Genomic DNA, 19,333 nt, shown 5'->3' with positions numbered 1-19,333 from the left:
ATTATTTCAACCTAATATATATTATAACATATATATTTTTTTTCAATAATTTTTAAATTTTCTATCTCAACACCTCAATAAACGTCTTAAACATTATCGATATATCATACAAAAAAGATTGCTTTTTTATACTTTCCAAATTATATTTCATCTTTTCAGGTAATATAATTTTTATATAAGTTTCATCAACGTTTTTATTTTTTGTCAATATCTTTTCTTCATCTTTATAGTTAATGCTTGCTTCAGATGTAATTCCTGCCGGCAACAATAATGTAGCAAGCATTTCCGGTGTGTAATTATCAACATATTTTTTAACTTCCGGTCTTGTCCCTACAAAGGTCATATCTCCTAAAAGAACATTTATAAGTTGAGGTATTTCATCTAATCTAACTTTTCTTATAAATTTTCCTACTTTTGTTATTCTCGAATCATTGGATACCGTAACCTGACTTCCTAATTTATTCGCATCTTTTACCATCGTTCTAAATTTAAAAATTCTAAATATTTTACCGTATTGTGTTACTCTTTCCTGTCTAAAAAATATTTCGCCCTTTGAATCTAATTTTATCCATATAGATAAAATTAGTATGACAGGAGATAATAACAACAATAATATCGAAGAAAGGACTATATCAAATATTCTTTTAAATATCAAGCTTAATTTCCTTTTTTTCAATATATCATAATAAAATTTCACTTTATCATTTTTATAAGATTCCGGTAAATCATCCCACTTTTTTAATTTCATGTTTACCTCTAACTATAGATATTCTTTTAGAATTTCTGCATACTTTCGGACTACATACTCTACTTCTTCATCTGTAAGTTTTGTATGAAGAGGTAATGTTATTTCACCAACAAACTGATTATATGCATTAGGATATTTTTTAATGTCAAATCCTAAGTTTTTATATGCTGTTAGAAGTGGAAGAGGTTTATAGTGCACATTACATGAAACTCCTTCTTTAGCCATCTTTATAATTATTTCACTTCTTTGTTCTAGAGAAATATTTGGCACGATTGTTATATACAAATGTCCTGATGATTTTTTTAAATCATCTTTATGATTTAGTACCTTAACACCCAATTTATCACAAACTTCTTTATATTTTGACATGATAAAATGTCTTCTTGAAATCATATCTTCATATCTGTCTAATTGAGCCAAACCAATACCAGCTGCTAAATCTGTAAGATTACATTTATACCATGGTCCCATTACATCATATTCCCATGCACCAAGTTGAGTTTTAGCAAGAGCATCTTTTGATTGCCCATGTAATGAATATAATTGATATTGTTTATATAACAACTCATTATCTAAACCTTTAACATCTTTCCATGTAACTGCTCCACCCTCTGCGGTAGTTAAATTTTTTACTGCATGAAAAGAAAATGTTGTAAAATCAGCAACCGCACCAGATTTTTTACCTTTATATTCTGCTCCAAATCCATGGGCTGAATCCGCTACAACAATAACTCTATCAAATTTTGATTGAATATCATTTGATGGACTATATAAATCTTTCTTACGTTCTAAAACTTCAAAAATCTTATCATAATCACATGGTATTCCTGCTATATCAATTGGTATAACAACTTTAGTTTTTTCTGTAATCGCTTTTTCTAATGCATCATAATCCATTTCTAAAGAGTCTTTTTGTGTATCAATCATAACAATTTTTGCACCAACATGATCAATTACGGAAGCAGTTGCAGTATAAGTATACGCTGATGTAATTACTTCGTCTCCCGGCCCAACTCCTAAAACTCTTAGTGTAAGTTCCGCTGCAGCAGTTTGAGAATTTAATGCAACAGATTTACTTGTACCGCAATATGATGCTATTTTTCTTTCAAATTCTTTTGTCTTTGGACCTGTTGTAATCCATCCTGATTTTAAAGCTTCTACCACTTGTTCTATTTCTTTTTCAGAAATATCCGGCGGCGAAAACTGTACATTTAACTTTTTCATTTTTCCTCTTATCTTAATTAATTTTGATCATATCCATTAGGATTATTTGATTGCCAATTCCAGCCATCTTCTATTGCCTTAGCTAAATCAAACTGTGCTGTCCAACCAAGTTCTTTATTAGCTCTACTTGCATCACAAACTGATGTATCAATATCACCATCTCTTCTAGGTCCAACTTCATAATTTATCTTTACACCTGTAACTTTTTCAAAGGTATTTATAATATCTAAAACAGAATTACCATTCCCAGTACCAAGATTATATATTTTAATACCTTGCTTTTGTTTTAATACATCTAGTCCTAAAACATGACCTTTAGCTAAATCAACAACGTGGATATAATCTCTTACGCCTGTACCATCTTTAGTATTATAATCATCTCCAAAAACCATCAATTTAGGAAGCAATCCTACTGCAACTTTATTTACATATGGAAGTAAATTATTTGGAATGCCTTTAGGATCTTCTCCTATCATTCCAGAGATATGTGCTCCTATTGGATTAAAGTATCTAAATATTACTACATTCCATGAATTATCGCAAGTATATAAATCTTCTAAAATTTGTTCGATAAACCATTTTGACCACCCGTATGGATTTGTAGGTTTTCCCTTTTCATCATCTTCACTAAACGGTTTACCATTATTTGAAGCATATACTGTTGCTGAAGATGAAAATATTATATTTTTAACATCAAATTTTTTCATCACTTCTAAAAGGACTAATGTACCGGAAATATTATTATCATAATATTCTAAAGGTTTTGCTACTGATTCTCCTACAGCTTTCAGACCAGCTAAATGAATAACTGATTCTATTTTTTCTTTTTCAAACACTTCTTCTAAATCTTCTTTAGATCTAATATCCCCTTCATATAATTTTACATCTTTATTTGTGATGTCTTTAATTCTTCCAACAACATTTTTTGATGAATTTGAAAAGTTATCAAAGATAACTACTTCCTCACCTTGTGATAATAACTCTACCACAATATGAGAGCCGATATATCCGGCTCCCCCAGTTAATAATACCGCCATATTTTTTACCTTTCTAATTATTTAGATGTTTTATATAATTCTTCAAATTTATCTTTATTTTTTATTAAATCTGATTCTGATGAATGATATGTTGGCACAATTTTACCTAAATAAATCAAAACTGAATCAACATCATTTTTTTCAGATGGATTTTGCATAGCAGATAAATTATTAAAAAATTCCTCATTGTTAAAATCAATAGGTTGAGCTATATGAATTAATTGATTATCTGTTTTTCTCAATCCTTCTTCTGACATTAATTTTTCTTCATATAATTTTTCTCCCGGACGTAATCCTGTATATTCTATTCTAATATCTTGATCTGGTATATAACCTGAAAGTTTTATTAAGTTTCTTGCTAAAGTATCAATCTTTACAGGTTCACCCATATCTAAAACAAATATTTCTCCTCCAGCAGCATAAAATCCAGCTTCAATAACTAACCCCACTGCTTCAGAAATTGTCATAAAATATCTAATTATATCTTTGTGCGTTACAGTAACAGGTCCACCTTCCGCTATTTGCTTTTTAAATAAAGGTATTACAGAACCATTACTTCCTAAAACATTACCAAATCTTACCGCTACAAAATTTGTCACAAACTTACAATCAAAATTTCTTACATTTCCATGATTAATCACATCAAGCTTTGGAAGTTTTGATAAATCTCTATTTCTAACTACATAGTCCATACTTTGAATTATCATTTCGCATACTCTTTTTGTAGTACCCATTACACTTGTAGGATTTACAGCTTTATCTGTACTTATCAAAATAAATTTCTCTACATTGTATCTTAAAGCCGCAAAAGCAGTATTATATGTCCCATAAATATTATTTTTTATAGCTTCATTTGGACTTACTTCCATCAATGGAACATGTTTATGTGCAGCCGCATGATATACAATATTTGGTCTATATTTATTAAATACATCATCTAATCTTCTTTGTTCTCTAACTGACCCTATAACAGCTACTAAATCTAAATTTTTATACTTTCTTCTTAATTCTTGTTCGATTTCATAAAGATTATTTTCATAAATATCAAATAATATTAATTGTTTAGGATTATTTTTAGCAATTTGTCTTGAAAGTTCACTACCTATAGTTCCACCACCACCGGTTACTAAAACAACCTTACCTGAAATATTTTTCATAGTAGATGCAGTATTAATATTTATAGAATCCCTTTCTAATAAATCCTCTATTTGAACATCTTTAAGTTGTTTCATTGTCACATTATTACTATCTAACAAATCAGGAATAGAGGGTATAATTTTTAGTTTTGCTCCTGTTTCCTTTGCAATATTAATTATATTTTGTCTTCTTTCAACACTAGCTGAAGGGATAGCAATAATAATTGTATCTATTTTATATTTAACTGAATTAGATAAAATTGTATCTCTATTTCCCAAAATTGGAATGCTGGAAATATATCTTCCCCATTTATTTGGATTATCATCAATAAATCCCTTTACAATATACTTTTCTTTCTCATAATTTCTTATATCATGAGCTATCAGTCTACCTGCTTCTCCTGCTCCTACTATTAAAACATTATTTATTAATTTATTTGAGTATGAATCAACTCTATTTGTAATAAATATCAAATATATTTTATAGGCAAATCTTACTCCTGTTACCATTAAAAATTGAACCAATCCACCTACAATAAAATACGATGCCGGCATTTTTATCTTAAAAATCATTGCAATTATATAGTGAATTGCCGTTGTTATAAAAAAGGAATAAATTCCATTAAATAACTCAGGTACACTAGCAAATCTCCATAAACTTTTATACATTTTTAAAAAATAAAAAACTATTATAGTAATCACTGTATAAAAAGGTGTTATTTGCATGTAATTTTTTATATATATGCTTGGTATAGTAGTATAGCTAAAATCAAATCTCAACAATAAGGCAAATAAAAAACCTATTTGAATCGCTGCTATATCAAATAAAAGCAATCCTAAATTGATAAATTGCCAATGTTGAATTTTATTTTTTATTTTATTCATATTATCTCCAATCATTTTTAATCAGCAAACCACATATTTATTAGCTGTAAAAATCTACCTTTTTAGGCATTATTATCTATAATTTTATCACACAGTATTTATATTATCAATATTCGAAAAATGTTTGAAATAGTGATATAATAGGACTAATATTACAAAGTTGGAGGGATTATGACTTTACAAAAAAAAATAGCGAAATTAGCAGAATTATCCATAAAAGTTGGATTAAATGTTTTACCCGGAGATACAGTACAAATTTATGTACCTGTTGATAGAGCAGATCTAGCTAGAGAAGTTGTAAAAGAAGCCTATATGGCAGGTGCTAAAAATGTTATTGTTGAATGGGAAGATGATGCTAAAAAATTAATGGATTATACATACAAAACAACTGAGGATCTACAAGAAGTCGCCGATTATGATTATAAAAAAGCTGAAACTTTATTAAAAAATGGTGTAAAACAATTATTTATTAGTGGAGTAAATCCTGAATTATTAAAAGATATAGATCCTAAAAAAATTCATGCTGTAGCAAATTCATTAAGTAAAAAAATGAGTAATTTAAAAAAATATAGAATGAATGACATCACATCTTGGACTATTATTTCAGCTCCAACAGAAGGATGGGCAAAAAAAGTTTTCCCAAATAGCGAAAACCCGATTGATGATTTATGGGAAGCAATATTTGAAACAACAAGAGTTAATAAAGAAAATCCTGTGCAATCATGGAAAGACAACATTGCTACTTTGACAGAAAAAGCAAATTGGCTAAATGAAATGGATTTTAAATCACTACATTATACATCATCTAATGGAACTAACTTAACAATTGGATTACCAAATGGTCATATTTGGAGAGCTGCCTCAACTCAAAATGCAAAAGGCGAAGCATTTTTACCAAACATGCCAACCGAAGAAGTTTATACTATGCCAATGAGAGATAAAGTTGATGGTAAAATATTTTCATCAAAACCATTAGCAAATAATGGAAATATTATTGATGAATTCTGGGTAGAATTCAAAGATGGTGTAGTTGTTGATTTTGATGCTAAAGTTGGAAAACAAGCTTTAGAAGAATTATTAAACCAAGATGAAGATAGATCTAGAAGATTAGGTGAAGTTGCTTTAGTTCCTTTTGATAGCCCTATCTCAAATTCAAATATATTATTCTTTAATACCTTATTTGACGAAAATGCTTCATGTCACTTAGCCTTAGGTGCTGCATATCCTACAACTATTAAAGGCGGAAATGATATGACTGCTGAAGAATTAGAAAAAAATAGCGTAAACCAATCAATCATTCACGTTGATTTCATGGTAGGAACAAAAGATTTAAATATAATAGGAAAGAAAAAAGACGGTACAGAAGTACAAGTATTTAAAGATGGAAATTGGGCATAGTTGCCTAATTACCTCTTTTATAGTATATTTATATATTATGAAAATTTTTAGGGGGGAAAAGTGGATATTCATATTCTATGCGGTGGCGAAAGTAGCGAACACGACATTTCTCTTAGATCTGCAAGATCTATTATTAACCATCTAGATAAAGAAAAATATAACGTAAGTTATACTTATATTACTAAAGAAGGAAAATTTGTACCTATTGGTGCATATACTGAAGATATTATAGATTCAGAAGATATAAAAACTAATACAACATTAAACAAAAAAGAATCAATTATAGAGTTTTTGAACTTTATAAATAAATTGGATAATCCTATGATTATTCCTTGTATTCACGGCACAACTGGTGAAGACGGTCAAATTCAAGGATTTTTACAAACTTTAGGACTAAATTATGTAGGAAACGGAATTGCATCATCAGCTATTTGTTTCGATAAATCTATTACAAATGATATCTTTGAATTAAATAATATTCCTCAAGCAAAATACTATTTAGTTACAAAAAATAGATATCAAAGAGATGAAGACAAGTCTTCCCTAATATCAAATATTTTTGATACATGTGGAGAAAATGTATATGTAAAACCTGCAAGCAACGGCTCTTCAATTGGGGTTTCAAAAGCAAATAGAGATAACATTATAGAAGCAATAGAAGAAGCATTTAAATATGATAATAAAGTCCTTGTTGAAGAAGAAAAAATCGGTATTGAATTAGAGATTTCTGTAATTGGAAATGATTCACCAAAAGCATCTCTTCCAGGTTCTTATTATACAGAAAGAGCTCTTTTTGATTATACAGCTAAATATTTAGATAAAAATTTAGTTAGAAATGTTCCTCATAAATTACCTAAATCTGATGAGGATAAAGTTAGAGAATTGGCAATTGATGCTTATATTGTTACCGGATGTAAAGGATTTGCCAGAGTAGATATATTTATGGATGAAAATCATAATTTTTACGTCAATGAAATAAATTCATTTCCTGGCATGACACCAACTTCATTATCTGCAGGATTATGGGAAGTTACTAATGGTACAACTTACTCTCAATTTTTAGATGTTCTAATTAATCTTGCTATAGAGGAGTCAAAAAATGCTTAATTTAAAATTAAATGAAATAGCTTCTCTTTGCAACGGAAAATTAAACGACAAAAAATTTAATGATATAAATATTGATTTAATTTCTATAGATACAAGAACAATTGAACAAGATGATATGTATATGCCAATAATCGGGGAAAAATTCGATGGACATGTATTTATTGATGAGGCTTTTAATAAAGGTGCTTCTGCAACTTTTTCAAAATATGGAGAGTATGATAATCCAAATAATAAACCCGTAATTTGGGTCAAAAACACAAATCAAGCATTTATAAATTTAGCAGCAAATTATGTAAAAAAATTAGAAAAATTAAAAATAATTGCTATTACCGGATCAAATGGTAAAACAACTACTAAAGATTTAATAGCGAGTGTACTTGAAAAAGATTTAATAGTAAAAAAAACTATTGGAAACCTAAATAATCACATTGGGGTTCCAAGAACACTATTAAGATTTGATAAGCATACCGATGTTGGGGTTGTAGAGATGGGAACGGACGGTTTTGGACAAATTGAAGTACTTTCAAACATGGCAAAACCAAATATTGCAATCATTACAAATATTGGAGATTCTCATTTAGAACAACTAAAAACAAGAGAAAACATCGCAGATGAAAAACTTCACATAATTGATGGATTAAAAGATGATGGTATTTTCATATACAATAATGATGATGGCATTTTAAGAGAAAAGGTAAAATCTCTTAATATTAAACAAAAAACTATTAGCTTTGGAACTAGAAAAGATTCAGATTTTGTAATTAAAATTATTGAGTCAAATAAAAATGGAAGTGTATTTAGCATAAATGGATATGTATTTAATATTCCACTAATTGGTACACATCAAGTATTGAATTCAACAATTGCAATTATTATAGGAAAACTTTTTAATATAGATAGACAAGTAATCATTGATGCATTAGGAAAAAAAGAAATTACAAAGATGAGATCAGAGCTTATTGCTTGCAATGGTTTTGATATATTAAATGATAGTTACAAATCAAATCCTCAATCACTAAGAAGTGCTTTGGAAACTGCTAATTTACTTACAGGATACTCAAGGAAAATAGCAATCTTAGGTGATATGCTTGAACTTGGAGATAATGAAGTAGAACTTCATAAAGAAATAGGTAGAGAAATATCTCCTGAAAATGTTGACTATTTACTGCTTTATGGAAAGTTAAGTAAAAATATTTACAATGAGGCTATTAAAAACTTTTATGGTAATCGTGTATTTTACTTTGATACAAAAGATAAATTGATTGATAAAGCTAAATTTTTAATAACAAAAAATTCACTTGTTTTAGTAAAGGCCTCAAGATCTATGAGGATGGAAGAAATTATAGAAGTTTTAAGCCATATTAATTTATAAAATAGACTCTAACCCCCATAAAATAAAAATTAAAGCCTTTTTATTTATGATAATTTTATTCACAAAAAAATCCTCCTGATTATTTTTATATTACCCTAATCAGGAGGATTTTCATAAACAAAATTTATTCAGAATCGTTTTTTATTTACTAATATCCTAAAATTTCATTAACTCTCTTTTGAACATCATAATAGTTGTAACCGGCTTCTTCAAGTCTGTTTTTTCTATCATCTCCATATCCCCATTTACCATCCAAAACTTCTCTTGCAATAGTATCTATTGACTTTTTAACAATTTTTCTTTTAACATCATCTATAGGTTTTTCAATTTTTTCAGGTAATTTTGGCAATTTATATGTTGCTATAAATCCATTAAATCCTAAATTTTTAATAATAGATGGGTAGTCATAAAATATATGATTCATATCTGTTGTTTTTGAACCGTTACCAACAGCTTCCCCACTTGAAGAATATTGATGCATTCCTGATTTTTCCAACCACTTTCTAGAGGGTTCTGTTCTCCAGTCTGCTAACCAAATATCATATTTTTCTAATCTTGTATAATCAAAATAATTTTCTGCATAATCAACATTTGTATAGTTTCCAACATACCAACCATAATTTTTTAAAGTTTCCAAAAATTCAACAACAACATCTGTACGTGTTTCTCTAGTAAATGTTACACCTTTTCCATTTGCATAATTATCACTAAAATACTCAAAATCAGCAAATAATGGAAGTTCTATGCGTCCCTTAAATTCTTTCATTAAATTATTAAATGCTTCCGCTTCTTTTCTCGCTTCTTCCTTATTTAAAGGATACATTGCCCAGTATGCTCCAACATTAAATCCCTTTTGCAATGCTTCTCTTATATTTCTTCTTGCATTTCTATCTTCATCTGTGCTATATCCACCTCTTACAATAACAGCTTTTATACCCTTAGATTTTAATTCATCCCAATAAATGGAATCCCCATTCCATTCAGAAATGTCTACAGCTTCTATTTTAGTTTTATTATTTTTGAATATTGCTATCATTTCATTAATAGATAATTTTTGATTTCCAATTTCTTTAATATCCTCAAAAATTATATTTCCATTAGATGTAGTACTATATTTAACACCTTCTACTAAGAAAGTTCCGGATTTCATATCCCCATTTATTGGATCCAAATAATATTGTTTGCTTCCTAAATTAAGCCATCCGGTTTTCATGTCTCCATTTTCTCTGTCTAAAAAGTACCATTTATCATCTATTTCTTTCCAACCGGTCTTCATATCCCCGTCTTTTCTGTCTAAAAAATACCATTTACCATCGACTTTTTCCCAACCGGTCTTCATATCTCCATTTTCTCTATCTAAAAAGTACCATTTATTATTTATTTTTTCCCAACCGGTCTTCATATCTCCATTTTTTCTATCTAAAAAGTACCATTTATTATTTATTTTTTTCCAGCCGGTCTTCATATCTCCATTTTCTCTATCTAAAAAATACCAATCATCATTTATTTTCGACCAAGAAGTATGCATTTGACCACTTTCTTCATCTAAATAATACCATTTATCTGATATTTTTTGCCAACCATATTTCATGTTTCCGGTATCGGAGTCAAAATAATACCAACTTCCATCTATGTATTTCCAATTATACTGAATTTGTCCTTCTAATATATATTTTATATTTCCAGTATCATCCTTAACAAAATTATCAGTTGAAGCACTAACAATATTATCAGTTACTAAAAGCATTAGAGATGAAACAGTAAATATTAATAATAAAAATATAATATTCTTTACCCTATTTATTAAACACATTATATACTCCTATAAACTTTATTCTTAAATATTATACCATTTTTTTGAAAAAGTTACAAATAAATTACATTTTAGTAAAAATAAAAATAAAAAAAGGGGCTGTTGCAAAATAAAAAATAGCCTTTAAATTACAAAAATTTAATAAAAAATCAAGTAGGGACTAACTCGTAGCCCCTCTCACACCACCGTATGTGCCGTTCGGCATACGGCGGTTCAATTCAAATAATAATCCAAGCAACTTAGAAGTCCTCGCTTTACTAGGATTTCTTTGCCATCCACTCTGGTACTCCTAGCTTACGAAGTCCCCAATATCTTTTGGCAGACTTCTTCCATTGTTTCCATATGACTATCCTCATTCGTGTCATTAGGTGTTCATCTATTCTTGTCATGGCTGTTTTCATACTACCTATCCTAAAATAGTTTATCCATCCCCTAGTTACCTGATTAAACTTTTCTATCCTGTAATCCATACTTACTGACCAACTTCTACTTGTAAGTTGTTTAAGCTCCCTTTCAAACCTTCTCACAGAGTCTTGGTGCGGTCTGGCTTTCCAGCCATCTTTACTCTTCCAAAACCAAAACCCAAGATATTTAAGCTTGCTAGGTTTCGTTACTTTTGACTTAGTCATATTCACTTTAAGTCCTAGCTTTTTCTCTATCCATTTCGTCATAATGCTCATTACTCTATTGGCAGCAGCACTGCTTCCTACTGCTATGACACAGTCATCTGCATATCTAACGAAATGAAGTCTCCTTGCTTCAATCTAATTGTCAAGTTCGTTTAGGATAATGTTGCTTAGCAATGGCGATAGGTTTCCGCCCTGTGGCGTTCCCTTGTTAGTATCCTCATATCTTCCCTCAATCATCACTCCTGCATTAAGGTATTTCCTTATGATAGATTATGTATCAGAATCGTTTATGAGCTTGTGAATAAGCGTCATAAGCTTGTCCTGTGGTACATTATCGAAAAACTTCTCTAGGTCAATATCCACAATGTATGTGTATCCATCATTGAAATATTCAAGCAGTTTTACGATTGCCTGTTGTGCTCTACGATTAGGTCTAAATCCATAGCTATATTCACTGAATTGTGCTTCTGCTATTGGTGTAATTACTTGTGCAATAGCCTGTTCTATGACACGGTCTACCACTGTTGGTATTCCCAAATTTTGCACTCCTCCATCTGGCTTTGGTATTTCTACCCTTTTCACCGGTTTAGGCTTGTACCTTCTTGTTCGGATTTTGTCTAGGATTTTTACCCAGCTTTCTTTTAGGTATAGGTCAATTTCCTCTGTTGAGATTCCATCAATTCCTCCTGCCCCCTTATTTGCTTTAACCTTTACAAGGGCTTTTAGCATATTGTCCCTACTGAGTATTTTATCCATCAATTGCGACATGGATTTTCTCCTTTCTTCGTTATGCTTTCCACTCTCTTTCCCTATCTCTTATGAATGTTCGCTCCATTACGTCTTTGCTACTTCCATTCTAGTCGGGTATGAGCGGTTACTTTGGCAAGTCAAGTTGACTCTTTGAATTGTTCAGCCTTTCGCTACGTTTCCATTACAGAAACTTCATCACTACTATGGCTTCGGCTGACTTCTCACAGTTAGTTGTTACTACTGCTAATGACCGTCTGTGAGACCTCACGGGATAAGTCTTCAGTCTTTCCTCGTCTACCTGCCTAATCTACTTGCATAGGTTACGTTTGCCTTTAGGGCTTCACGACTCATGGCTCGCTTACCCGCTATGCAAGCCTTATTATTAGGTTTCTGTTCGTCAGGCTACGATTTTGCTATCCCTTCTTCTCGCCTACACCTCACGATGCAAACCTTGGGAATCACTATGGAGTTCGTCGGCAACTACACCTCTTGTGGACTTTCACCACAGACTGACGGCATGCCCGTCATACCAAAAAAACAGTATGTCTTCCAACATACTGTTTAATATTTTTCTTACTGCATTTTGTAAACCCAAAGAGCTTCTCTTTGACCATCATAAGAATCTGGCATACAAGTTATTATAATCACTAAGTCTCCACCTTTTTTTACTATGTCCCAGCCTATGTCATAAATTTCATCAACTGGTCTGTTAATTTTTTGGTCTATTAATACATAAGTTCTGGTTTCGCCTCTAGTATCTTTAATTTTAATGCTATTAATACCATCATGGAATGTTCCTACCCAAGTGCCTACGTGATTGCCTCCCATAATTACTCTGCCATCTCCGTGTACCTTACCTTCAATGTTTGTGCTGACACCAAGTCCTACTTCTAGGTTGTCTAATTCAGCTTGAGTACGTGTTCTTACTAAGTCCCAAGTAATATCTCCAAAAGTAATTGTTGGTGTTTGATTTCCTGGTGCTGGAGTTTTTGATTCTTCAACTCTCAAATATCTACCTGATGAATCTGCTTGGTATTTTTTACCATCAGCATAAAATATACCAGTTTTCATATCTCCATTTGTTCTATCTAAAAAATACCAATAACCTGATACCTCTTCCCAACCTGTTGCCATTTCTCCTGTTGATTTTAGGTAATACCATTTTCCTGATACTTTTTCCCAGCCTGTTGCCATTTCTCCTGTTGATTTTAGGTAATACCATTTTCCTGATACTTTTTCCCAGCCTGTTGCCATTTCTCCTGTTGATTTTAGGTAATACCATTTTCCTGATACTTCTTCCCAACCTGTTGCCATTTCTCCTGTTGATTTTAGGTAATACCATTTTCCTGATACTTCTTCCCAACCTGTTGCCATTTCTCCTGTTGATTTTAGGTAATACCATTTTCCTGATACTTCTTCCCAACCTGTTGCCATTTCTCCTGTTGATTTTAGGTAATACCATTTTCCTGATACTTCTTCCCAACCTGTTGCCATTTCTCCTGTTGATTTTAAGTAATACCATTTTCCTGATACTTTTTCCCAACCTGTAACTTTTTCTCCATTTTCATTAAGATAATACCAGCTTTCTCCTACTTTACTCCATGAATTTTTAATTAATTCAGAATTAACTAATTTCCCATCTTTAGTAAAACGTTGACCTTTAGAATTATAATAACCTCCATCTTTTGTATGCTTATGATATTCTCCATATTTTAACCCCCAACGTTCACAGTTTGTCCGACAATAATGTCCATTATTACTATCTAATTTCCCGGGATGAGCTTGTGATACATTACTTAATAATACGATTGTAACTATCAAACTTATAATAAACAACATATTTTTCATTTTATTTTTCATTTTCTTCTCCTCTTTCAATTATTAAATTTTTTATATTTCAAATTTAGATTTTTTTGGAAATAATTTAATTAACAATTCTTCTAACTCTTTATTTTTTTTATCTAAATCAAAATCTCCTGGATCGTCATTTATACATGCTATTTTGTATTTTTTACCTAATATTATATCTTCTAAATCATTTCTTGACACTTTTCCGACATTTACATAAGATGAATCCGGTTTTTTGGGAACAAACTGATTTTTAGCTAATTGCCAATATCTAAATATATATTGATTAAAATCCATCTTATCTCTAAATCTGTTTTTACATGTATTTTCCAATGCATCCGGTATCTCTTCCCACAATTCTTCAAAAGTAGACTTTAAGAAACTATGGGCTGTATGAAAATTTCTAAATCCTAAAAAATTACTCCATGGCAACAAATATAAATTATTAAGATTATATTTTCCATACTTAGCATTAAACCAATTACTTAATTTACCTTTAATTACATCTCTTTGATTAAAATAATCATTTATAACCCCTAAACAATTTAACATTATATAAGGCATAAAATTTTCCTGACTATCATTTTTTACAGCTCCCAAAACTGCTGTATCACATGGCAATCCATTTATAAAAAAGTCTTCTCTTTCTAAACTTTTTATCGGATAAACATCATCATTAAAATATATAAAGTGCTCACTCAAACCTGGAATTCTATGTAAATTAACCTCTATTACATTTGCACTATACATAGGTAAATATTCATTTGGTATAAATTTTTTATGATTTACAATGTTTAATTTTGGATGATTTACGTTAAGCCATTTTGGAGTGTGCCCCCAAGTTAAAAAATGTATCTTTCTAACCCATGGCATATTCTTTTCTATGCCTCTAAAAACATATCTAAAAGTTTCCCATTCTCTATATCTCGCAATATTATTATCTGAAGATTTTAGAGGTGTATATTTTCTCTTTTCTTTTAGCCATTCCTCATCAGATCCATTAACCCATGGTATTACAATATCTATTGGATATTCCATATTTTCTCCTAACTATAAATATCTTTTCCCTTTTTCAAATCTTCTTCAACATTTAAACTAAAACCAACCGAATAATGTTTTTCTCTATCTTCAACAGGAGGAATTATCATATAATCTCCATATTGATTTTTTAAATATTCATCAATATTATGAGGTACATTTATCATCATATCCTCAAATTTCATTTTTACCGGAGGATAATATACATCTTTTGGCATAATATGTCCAAAATAATGTCCTATATCTGTTGGAACAGCCCATAAATTTGATTTTCTTGGACCTTTTACAAAATTATCATATAAATTAGCCCATTTTTCATATTTTCTAAATGAAAATAAAAATCCTATTAGAATTCTTAGTCTGTAATTAAATTTTCCAGCTGATGTTTGATAAAAAAATTTCTTTTTTTCTTCACTTCTATATTTATAAAATATTGATGAAACAGCAATATACTGTAAAAATAAAGAAGTAATTCCTTTAATTCTTCTTATAAATCCATTTTCCGGAACTGTAACTATTGGAAAAATATCTATATGTACACCCTTTGGAAATGGTGTATTATACGCCCCAAATGATGCCTTTAATGTATTTTTTTTATAAACAGCTGTAATCATACTTTCAATTTGATATTTAGAATTTGGAGAGGTTATTTCATATTTATCTCCTAATTTTTCATCAAATATCCTTAAAAATCTTTTCAAATCAGAAGTAGGCATCAATATGTCCACATCATCATCCCAAGGAATAAAACCATCATGTCTTATAGCTCCCAATGCTGTCCCGCCTGCAGCCATATAAGTTATATTATTTTCCTCACATACCTTATCTATATCCTTTAAGATTTCTAAAAAACAATTTTGTAACTGTTTTAGTTCATCATCAGAAAGTTCTCTAACAATATCTGTTGGAGGACTCACTTGAAGTGCTTTTCTTGTTGAAAAAGCGTTTTTTATTTTTTTTAACATTTTTCCCCCTTAGTAAAGTATTTAATCCCCCTATATTTTTTATATGGCGTGTTCATATCATAAAAAAATATATCATGTCTCAAAACCCTATCTTCTTTTTTAGGTGGAATCATATATTCACCGTAAGACATCTCTAACCAAGAATGATAATCCCTAGGAACAGGCACCACCATGTCTTCAAATTCTAAATATTCAGGATTCTCAACCCAATCCCTTGGAAAAATTTGATTCATAATAGTAGGTCCTTCAATAATCGACGCTATCATACCATCATTTATTTTTCCAGCTCTTATCATATTGTCCTCAGCTTTTTTCCATATTTTATATTTCAACTTAAATGATGGAACAAGCTTCAATGCAATATATGTCATATAATAAATCAATTTACTTTTATGATTAGGTAATCGTTGAAAATTATAACATGAAAATATGAACGCATTGATTTTTTGATATATCCTCTTAAATTTGCTTGAAGGTATATTATCCAAAGGAATAACATCTATCATTAATCCGTGATTTATATCTAAATCTTTGCTATGATTATTGATAAATGTAGTATTGTTGTCTTTAATTTCCGTAGCTGCATGATGTATATTATACTTATCATTTGATCTTAAGCATGAATAATTTTTCGTGTCAGCTTTTTCATCCCAAATTTTAATTAACCTTTCATAATCTTCTCTTAACATAAATACATCTAAATCATCATCCCAAGGAATAATCCCCTTATTTCTAACTGCTCCTAAAAGGGTCCCTCCTGCTAATACATATTTTAAATTATTTTCCTTACAAAATTTATCAAAATATCTTAAAATTTCTAATAATTTCTCTTGAATATCTTTTATTCCATATTCGTTATTTATATCCATATCCTTACACTTTCTATTATTAATATACTTACAATTATATCAAATTGAAAAAATGTTGTAAAATTAATGATTAGTATATATTTATTATTGATATTGAATTATATGTAAACTATAATAATCTATATAACATATTATAAAGAGGGCTTAATTATGCATAAAATGACAAAACTTCAAAAAATTGAACTAGAAATATTAAAAAAGATAGATGAAGTGTGTAAAAAACACAATATAAAATATTGGATTGATTCCGGTACTCTTTTAGGAGCCGTAAGACATAAAGGATTTATCCCATGGGATGATGACATTGATATTGCAATGTTAAGGGAAGATTATGAAAAATTTTTAAAAGTTGCTCAAAAAGATTTTGGAAATGAATATTTTCTACAAACTAAAAACACAGATAAAAAATATCCTCTTTTTTATGCAAAAGTAAGAAAAAATAATACATCATTCGTTGAATGGGCATTTAGAGGATTAAATATGCATCATGGAATATATGTAGATGTTTTCATATTTGACACATTACCATTAGAAAATACTGAAAAATACGTTGAAAAATGCATAAAACTTAATAGACAAGGTATTAGAAAATATGTTCCAACAGTAAATAAAAAACCTACTTTTTCTTCATCTTTTATAATAGGGTGGCTAAAAAAGAAATTAGCAAGAATCTTATTTATGTTTATACCTGCAAAAATTTTTGATGAAAAAATTAATAATGAATTTACAAAGTATGCTAATGAATCATATAATAATAAAAAATTAGCTTGTTTAAGTTTTAATGATCCATACTATTTTTATGAAAATAATATTTTCCCAACAAAAACATTAAAATTTGAAGACTATGAATTTCCAGTTCCCAATAATTATGATGAACACTTAAAAACCTATTATGGAGAATATATGGAGATTCCTCCTGTTGAAAAAAGAGAGACTCATAGTGTAAAATTAATAAACTTTGAAAAAAATTATTAAAAAGCGAAACACTCTTAAATGAACTGACCTGCTAAAAATTTGTATTTAAACATAAATTTCTGGCCAGTTCATTTAATTATGTTTCGCTTTTATTTATCCTTATTTAATTTAACCATAAAAGGCATTATGGCAATTAATAATATAAATCCTATATTATAATAAAGTGGAGAATAACTTGCTTCAACTAATCCTCTCAATACATAAGAAATTGTTGTTAATCCCAATAAAAGTCCTAATTTATCATCATTTCTAGAAAAGTAAATTATCACAGTTTTAATCGATAAATATATACTCAAAATAAGTATTGATAATCCTGCAATAATACCTGCGTCATATGATAGCTGTAAGTATATATTATGTGCATGAACCGGAATATTATTTTGTCTCTTATAATCTCTATCCAACTCTCTTTGACCCAATACTCCAAGTCTTTTTATATAATCTTTCCAAATTTTTAATCTTCCACTCAAAATACCATTAACATCTTCTTTTTCTTTTTTTTCATCTTCTATGCTAAATCTATCAAACAATTTAAAAACATTCGTCTTCTTTTCTTCCTCTTTATCTGCCTTATAAAATAAAGGAACTTTCTTCTTATTAAGAATAGTTATAGCTTTATAATAAAAATTATTTTTAAAATCTGATTTACTTCTATATGTATCAATTGAATTTACTTTATTCATAAATAATACAAACATTAACGTAATAAATAATACATATAAAATATTTATTATTTGTTTTAAAATTTGTTTTTTACCTTTAACCATAATTATATATGTATAGTAAAAGAATAATAACACCGCTAAAACAACTATTATCGTCCTAGTTTCTGTCAATAGAATCATGGCTATAGAAATACCTACAATAAAATTCGAATATAATTTAACTAAAAACTTATCTGAAATATAACTTAAGTATAATGCACAAATTATAAAATTTAATGACAATACAGCAACAGCTGCTGGATTAAAAGATAATGCATGGTATCTTATTCCTGCATATGGCATCCATATAATTGATAACAAGTAATAAACAAATGCCAAAATCATATTTGAATAAATAAATCTATTTACTATATTTTTAAATTCGTTAAGATTACTTAATCTAAAAATTACAGGATTAATTAAAAATATAATAATAAGTGTCAATTTAAGTCTACCAAAACCTGCTGTAAATGAAGACAATGTCCAAAAAATAGAAAAAATTGTCAAAGGTAACACTATCCAAAAATTAAAATTTTTTAATTTTATTTCAACTTTTTCATTTTTTTCCTTAAATAAAATTAAAAACATTAATATAAAAAATATTGAAAACGTAAATTCCCAAATAAATCCTACGGATTTATTTAAAATACCTATGCCCTCTGTAAACAACCACAAAAAGCTCATATTATTCAATATAAACTGCAATGATAATAAAAATGCTCCCAAATATGACATTCTTCTTAAATTATTCTTTGAAAACACACTCGAAATTTTATAATATAAACTATCTATCATAAAATAAAAATCTGATATAAATTTCATAAACAAAAACTAA

The 19,333-nt window shown here is 29.1% G+C and carries 16 protein-coding genes; 4 read left to right on the top strand and 12 right to left on the bottom strand.

Annotated elements, in window-relative coordinates:
• Window positions 1–61: 61 nt before the first annotated feature.
• The 4 genes from EQF90_RS01370 to EQF90_RS01355 are packed head-to-tail and all read right to left on the bottom strand — an operon-like array spanning window position 62 to window position 5,030.
• On the bottom strand, window positions 62–748 hold the full coding sequence (locus EQF90_RS01370; RefSeq protein ID WP_134710201.1) for a sugar transferase: 687 nt from the start codon (window positions 746–748) through the stop codon (window positions 62–64).
• 12 nt (window positions 749–760) lie between these two features.
• Window positions 761–1,972, bottom strand: coding sequence for a DegT/DnrJ/EryC1/StrS family aminotransferase (locus EQF90_RS01365; RefSeq protein ID WP_134710199.1), 1,212 nt, complete (start codon window positions 1,970–1,972; stop codon window positions 761–763).
• 17 nt (window positions 1,973–1,989) lie between these two features.
• Entirely contained in the window at window positions 1,990–3,009 is a 1,020-nt protein-coding gene (galE, locus tag EQF90_RS01360; protein WP_134710197.1) for a UDP-glucose 4-epimerase GalE, read from the bottom strand.
• 17 nt (window positions 3,010–3,026) lie between these two features.
• On the bottom strand, window positions 3,027–5,030 hold the full coding sequence (locus EQF90_RS01355) for a polysaccharide biosynthesis protein (RefSeq protein ID WP_134710195.1): 2,004 nt from the start codon (window positions 5,028–5,030) through the stop codon (window positions 3,027–3,029).
• A gap of 171 nt (window positions 5,031–5,201) precedes the next feature.
• On the opposite strand from EQF90_RS01355, the gene EQF90_RS01350 reads away from it, so the two are divergent.
• The 3 genes from EQF90_RS01350 to EQF90_RS01340 are packed head-to-tail and all read left to right on the top strand — an operon-like array spanning window position 5,202 to window position 8,907.
• On the top strand, window positions 5,202–6,428 hold the full coding sequence (locus EQF90_RS01350; protein ID WP_134710193.1) for an aminopeptidase: 1,227 nt from the start codon (window positions 5,202–5,204) through the stop codon (window positions 6,426–6,428).
• A 60-nt stretch (window positions 6,429–6,488) separates the two neighbouring features.
• Window positions 6,489–7,535 (top strand): D-alanine--D-alanine ligase family protein, encoded by a 1,047-nt coding sequence (locus EQF90_RS01345; RefSeq protein WP_134710191.1) that lies wholly within the window; start codon window positions 6,489–6,491, stop codon window positions 7,533–7,535.
• On the top strand, window positions 7,528–8,907 hold the full coding sequence (locus EQF90_RS01340) for a UDP-N-acetylmuramoyl-tripeptide--D-alanyl-D-alanine ligase (protein WP_134710189.1): 1,380 nt from the start codon (window positions 7,528–7,530) through the stop codon (window positions 8,905–8,907). Before EQF90_RS01345 ends, EQF90_RS01340 begins: the two co-directional genes overlap by 8 nt.
• 148 nt (window positions 8,908–9,055) lie before the next feature.
• Here EQF90_RS01340 and EQF90_RS01335 read toward each other — a convergent pair whose 3' ends face one another.
• From EQF90_RS01335 to EQF90_RS01300, 7 genes are all read right to left on the bottom strand, one after another.
• Window positions 9,056–10,720 (bottom strand): GH25 family lysozyme, encoded by a 1,665-nt coding sequence (locus EQF90_RS01335; RefSeq protein WP_134710187.1) that lies wholly within the window; start codon window positions 10,718–10,720, stop codon window positions 9,056–9,058.
• 257 nt (window positions 10,721–10,977) lie between these two features.
• Entirely contained in the window at window positions 10,978–11,484 is a 507-nt protein-coding gene (locus tag EQF90_RS01330; RefSeq protein ID WP_369333466.1) for a group II intron maturase-specific domain-containing protein, read from the bottom strand.
• A gap of 135 nt (window positions 11,485–11,619) precedes the next feature.
• The gene (locus EQF90_RS01325; protein ID WP_209021389.1) at window positions 11,620–12,117 is read right to left on the bottom strand and encodes a reverse transcriptase domain-containing protein; all 498 of its coding nucleotides are present in this window, start codon (window positions 12,115–12,117) and stop codon (window positions 11,620–11,622) included.
• 555 nt (window positions 12,118–12,672) lie between these two features.
• On the bottom strand, window positions 12,673–13,959 hold the full coding sequence (locus EQF90_RS08345; protein WP_407933645.1) for a hypothetical protein: 1,287 nt from the start codon (window positions 13,957–13,959) through the stop codon (window positions 12,673–12,675).
• 30 nt (window positions 13,960–13,989) lie between these two features.
• Window positions 13,990–14,985: a Stealth CR1 domain-containing protein gene (locus EQF90_RS01310; protein ID WP_134711457.1), complete on the bottom strand. Its 996-nt coding sequence runs from the start codon at window positions 14,983–14,985 to the stop codon at window positions 13,990–13,992.
• 8 nt (window positions 14,986–14,993) lie between these two features.
• Entirely contained in the window at window positions 14,994–15,950 is a 957-nt protein-coding gene (locus EQF90_RS01305) for a LicD family protein (RefSeq protein ID WP_134711456.1), read from the bottom strand.
• Entirely contained in the window at window positions 15,944–16,819 is an 876-nt protein-coding gene (locus EQF90_RS01300) for a LicD family protein (protein ID WP_134711455.1), read from the bottom strand. The genes EQF90_RS01305 and EQF90_RS01300 overlap by 7 nt, the downstream gene beginning before the upstream one ends.
• A 150-nt stretch (window positions 16,820–16,969) precedes the next feature.
• Here EQF90_RS01300 and EQF90_RS01295 point away from each other — a divergent pair, with 150 nt between their 5' ends.
• Window positions 16,970–17,794: a LicD family protein gene (locus tag EQF90_RS01295; RefSeq protein WP_134711454.1), complete on the top strand. Its 825-nt coding sequence runs from the start codon at window positions 16,970–16,972 to the stop codon at window positions 17,792–17,794.
• Window positions 17,795–17,883: 89 nt separating this feature from the next.
• Here the strand turns inward: EQF90_RS01295 and EQF90_RS01290 are convergent, their stop codons facing one another.
• Window positions 17,884–19,320 (bottom strand): O-antigen ligase family protein, encoded by a 1,437-nt coding sequence (locus tag EQF90_RS01290; RefSeq protein ID WP_134711453.1) that lies wholly within the window; start codon window positions 19,318–19,320, stop codon window positions 17,884–17,886.
• Window positions 19,321–19,333 lie beyond the last annotated feature (13 nt).

It is taken from the genome of Helcococcus ovis, assembly GCF_004524775.2.
Lineage (GTDB): Bacteria > Bacillota > Clostridia > Tissierellales > Peptoniphilaceae > Helcococcus > Helcococcus ovis.
The sequence above is the reverse complement of the archived record's forward strand: the minus strand, read 5'-3'. Positions and strand labels throughout refer to the sequence as shown.

Excerpts from the sequence above, each read along its gene's own strand:
- EQF90_RS01370 (WP_134710201.1), bottom strand. The coding sequence starts at position 748 with ATGAAATTAAAAAAGTGGGATGATTTACCGGAATCTTATAAAAATGAT.
- EQF90_RS01365 (WP_134710199.1), bottom strand. The coding sequence starts at position 1,972 with ATGAAAAAGTTAAATGTACAGTTTTCGCCGCCGGATATTTCTGAAAAA.
- galE (WP_134710197.1), bottom strand. The coding sequence starts at position 3,009 with ATGGCGGTATTATTAACTGGGGGAGCCGGATATATCGGCTCTCATATT.
- EQF90_RS01355 (WP_134710195.1), bottom strand. The coding sequence starts at position 5,030 with ATGAATAAAATAAAAAATAAAATTCAACATTGGCAATTTATCAATTTA.
- EQF90_RS01350 (WP_134710193.1), top strand. The coding sequence starts at position 5,202 with ATGACTTTACAAAAAAAAATAGCGAAATTAGCAGAATTATCCATAAAA.
- EQF90_RS01340 (WP_134710189.1), top strand. The coding sequence starts at position 7,528 with ATGCTTAATTTAAAATTAAATGAAATAGCTTCTCTTTGCAACGGAAAA.
- EQF90_RS01335 (WP_134710187.1), bottom strand. The coding sequence starts at position 10,720 with ATGTGTTTAATAAATAGGGTAAAGAATATTATATTTTTATTATTAATA.
- EQF90_RS01325 (WP_209021389.1), bottom strand. The coding sequence starts at position 12,117 with ATGTCGCAATTGATGGATAAAATACTCAGTAGGGACAATATGCTAAAA.
- EQF90_RS08345 (WP_407933645.1), bottom strand. The coding sequence starts at position 13,959 with ATGAAAAATAAAATGAAAAATATGTTGTTTATTATAAGTTTGATAGTT.
- EQF90_RS01310 (WP_134711457.1), bottom strand. The coding sequence starts at position 14,985 with ATGGAATATCCAATAGATATTGTAATACCATGGGTTAATGGATCTGAT.
- EQF90_RS01305 (WP_134711456.1), bottom strand. The coding sequence starts at position 15,950 with ATGTTAAAAAAAATAAAAAACGCTTTTTCAACAAGAAAAGCACTTCAA.
- EQF90_RS01300 (WP_134711455.1), bottom strand. The coding sequence starts at position 16,819 with ATGGATATAAATAACGAATATGGAATAAAAGATATTCAAGAGAAATTA.
- EQF90_RS01295 (WP_134711454.1), top strand. The coding sequence starts at position 16,970 with ATGCATAAAATGACAAAACTTCAAAAAATTGAACTAGAAATATTAAAA.
- EQF90_RS01290 (WP_134711453.1), bottom strand. The coding sequence starts at position 19,320 with ATGAAATTTATATCAGATTTTTATTTTATGATAGATAGTTTATATTAT.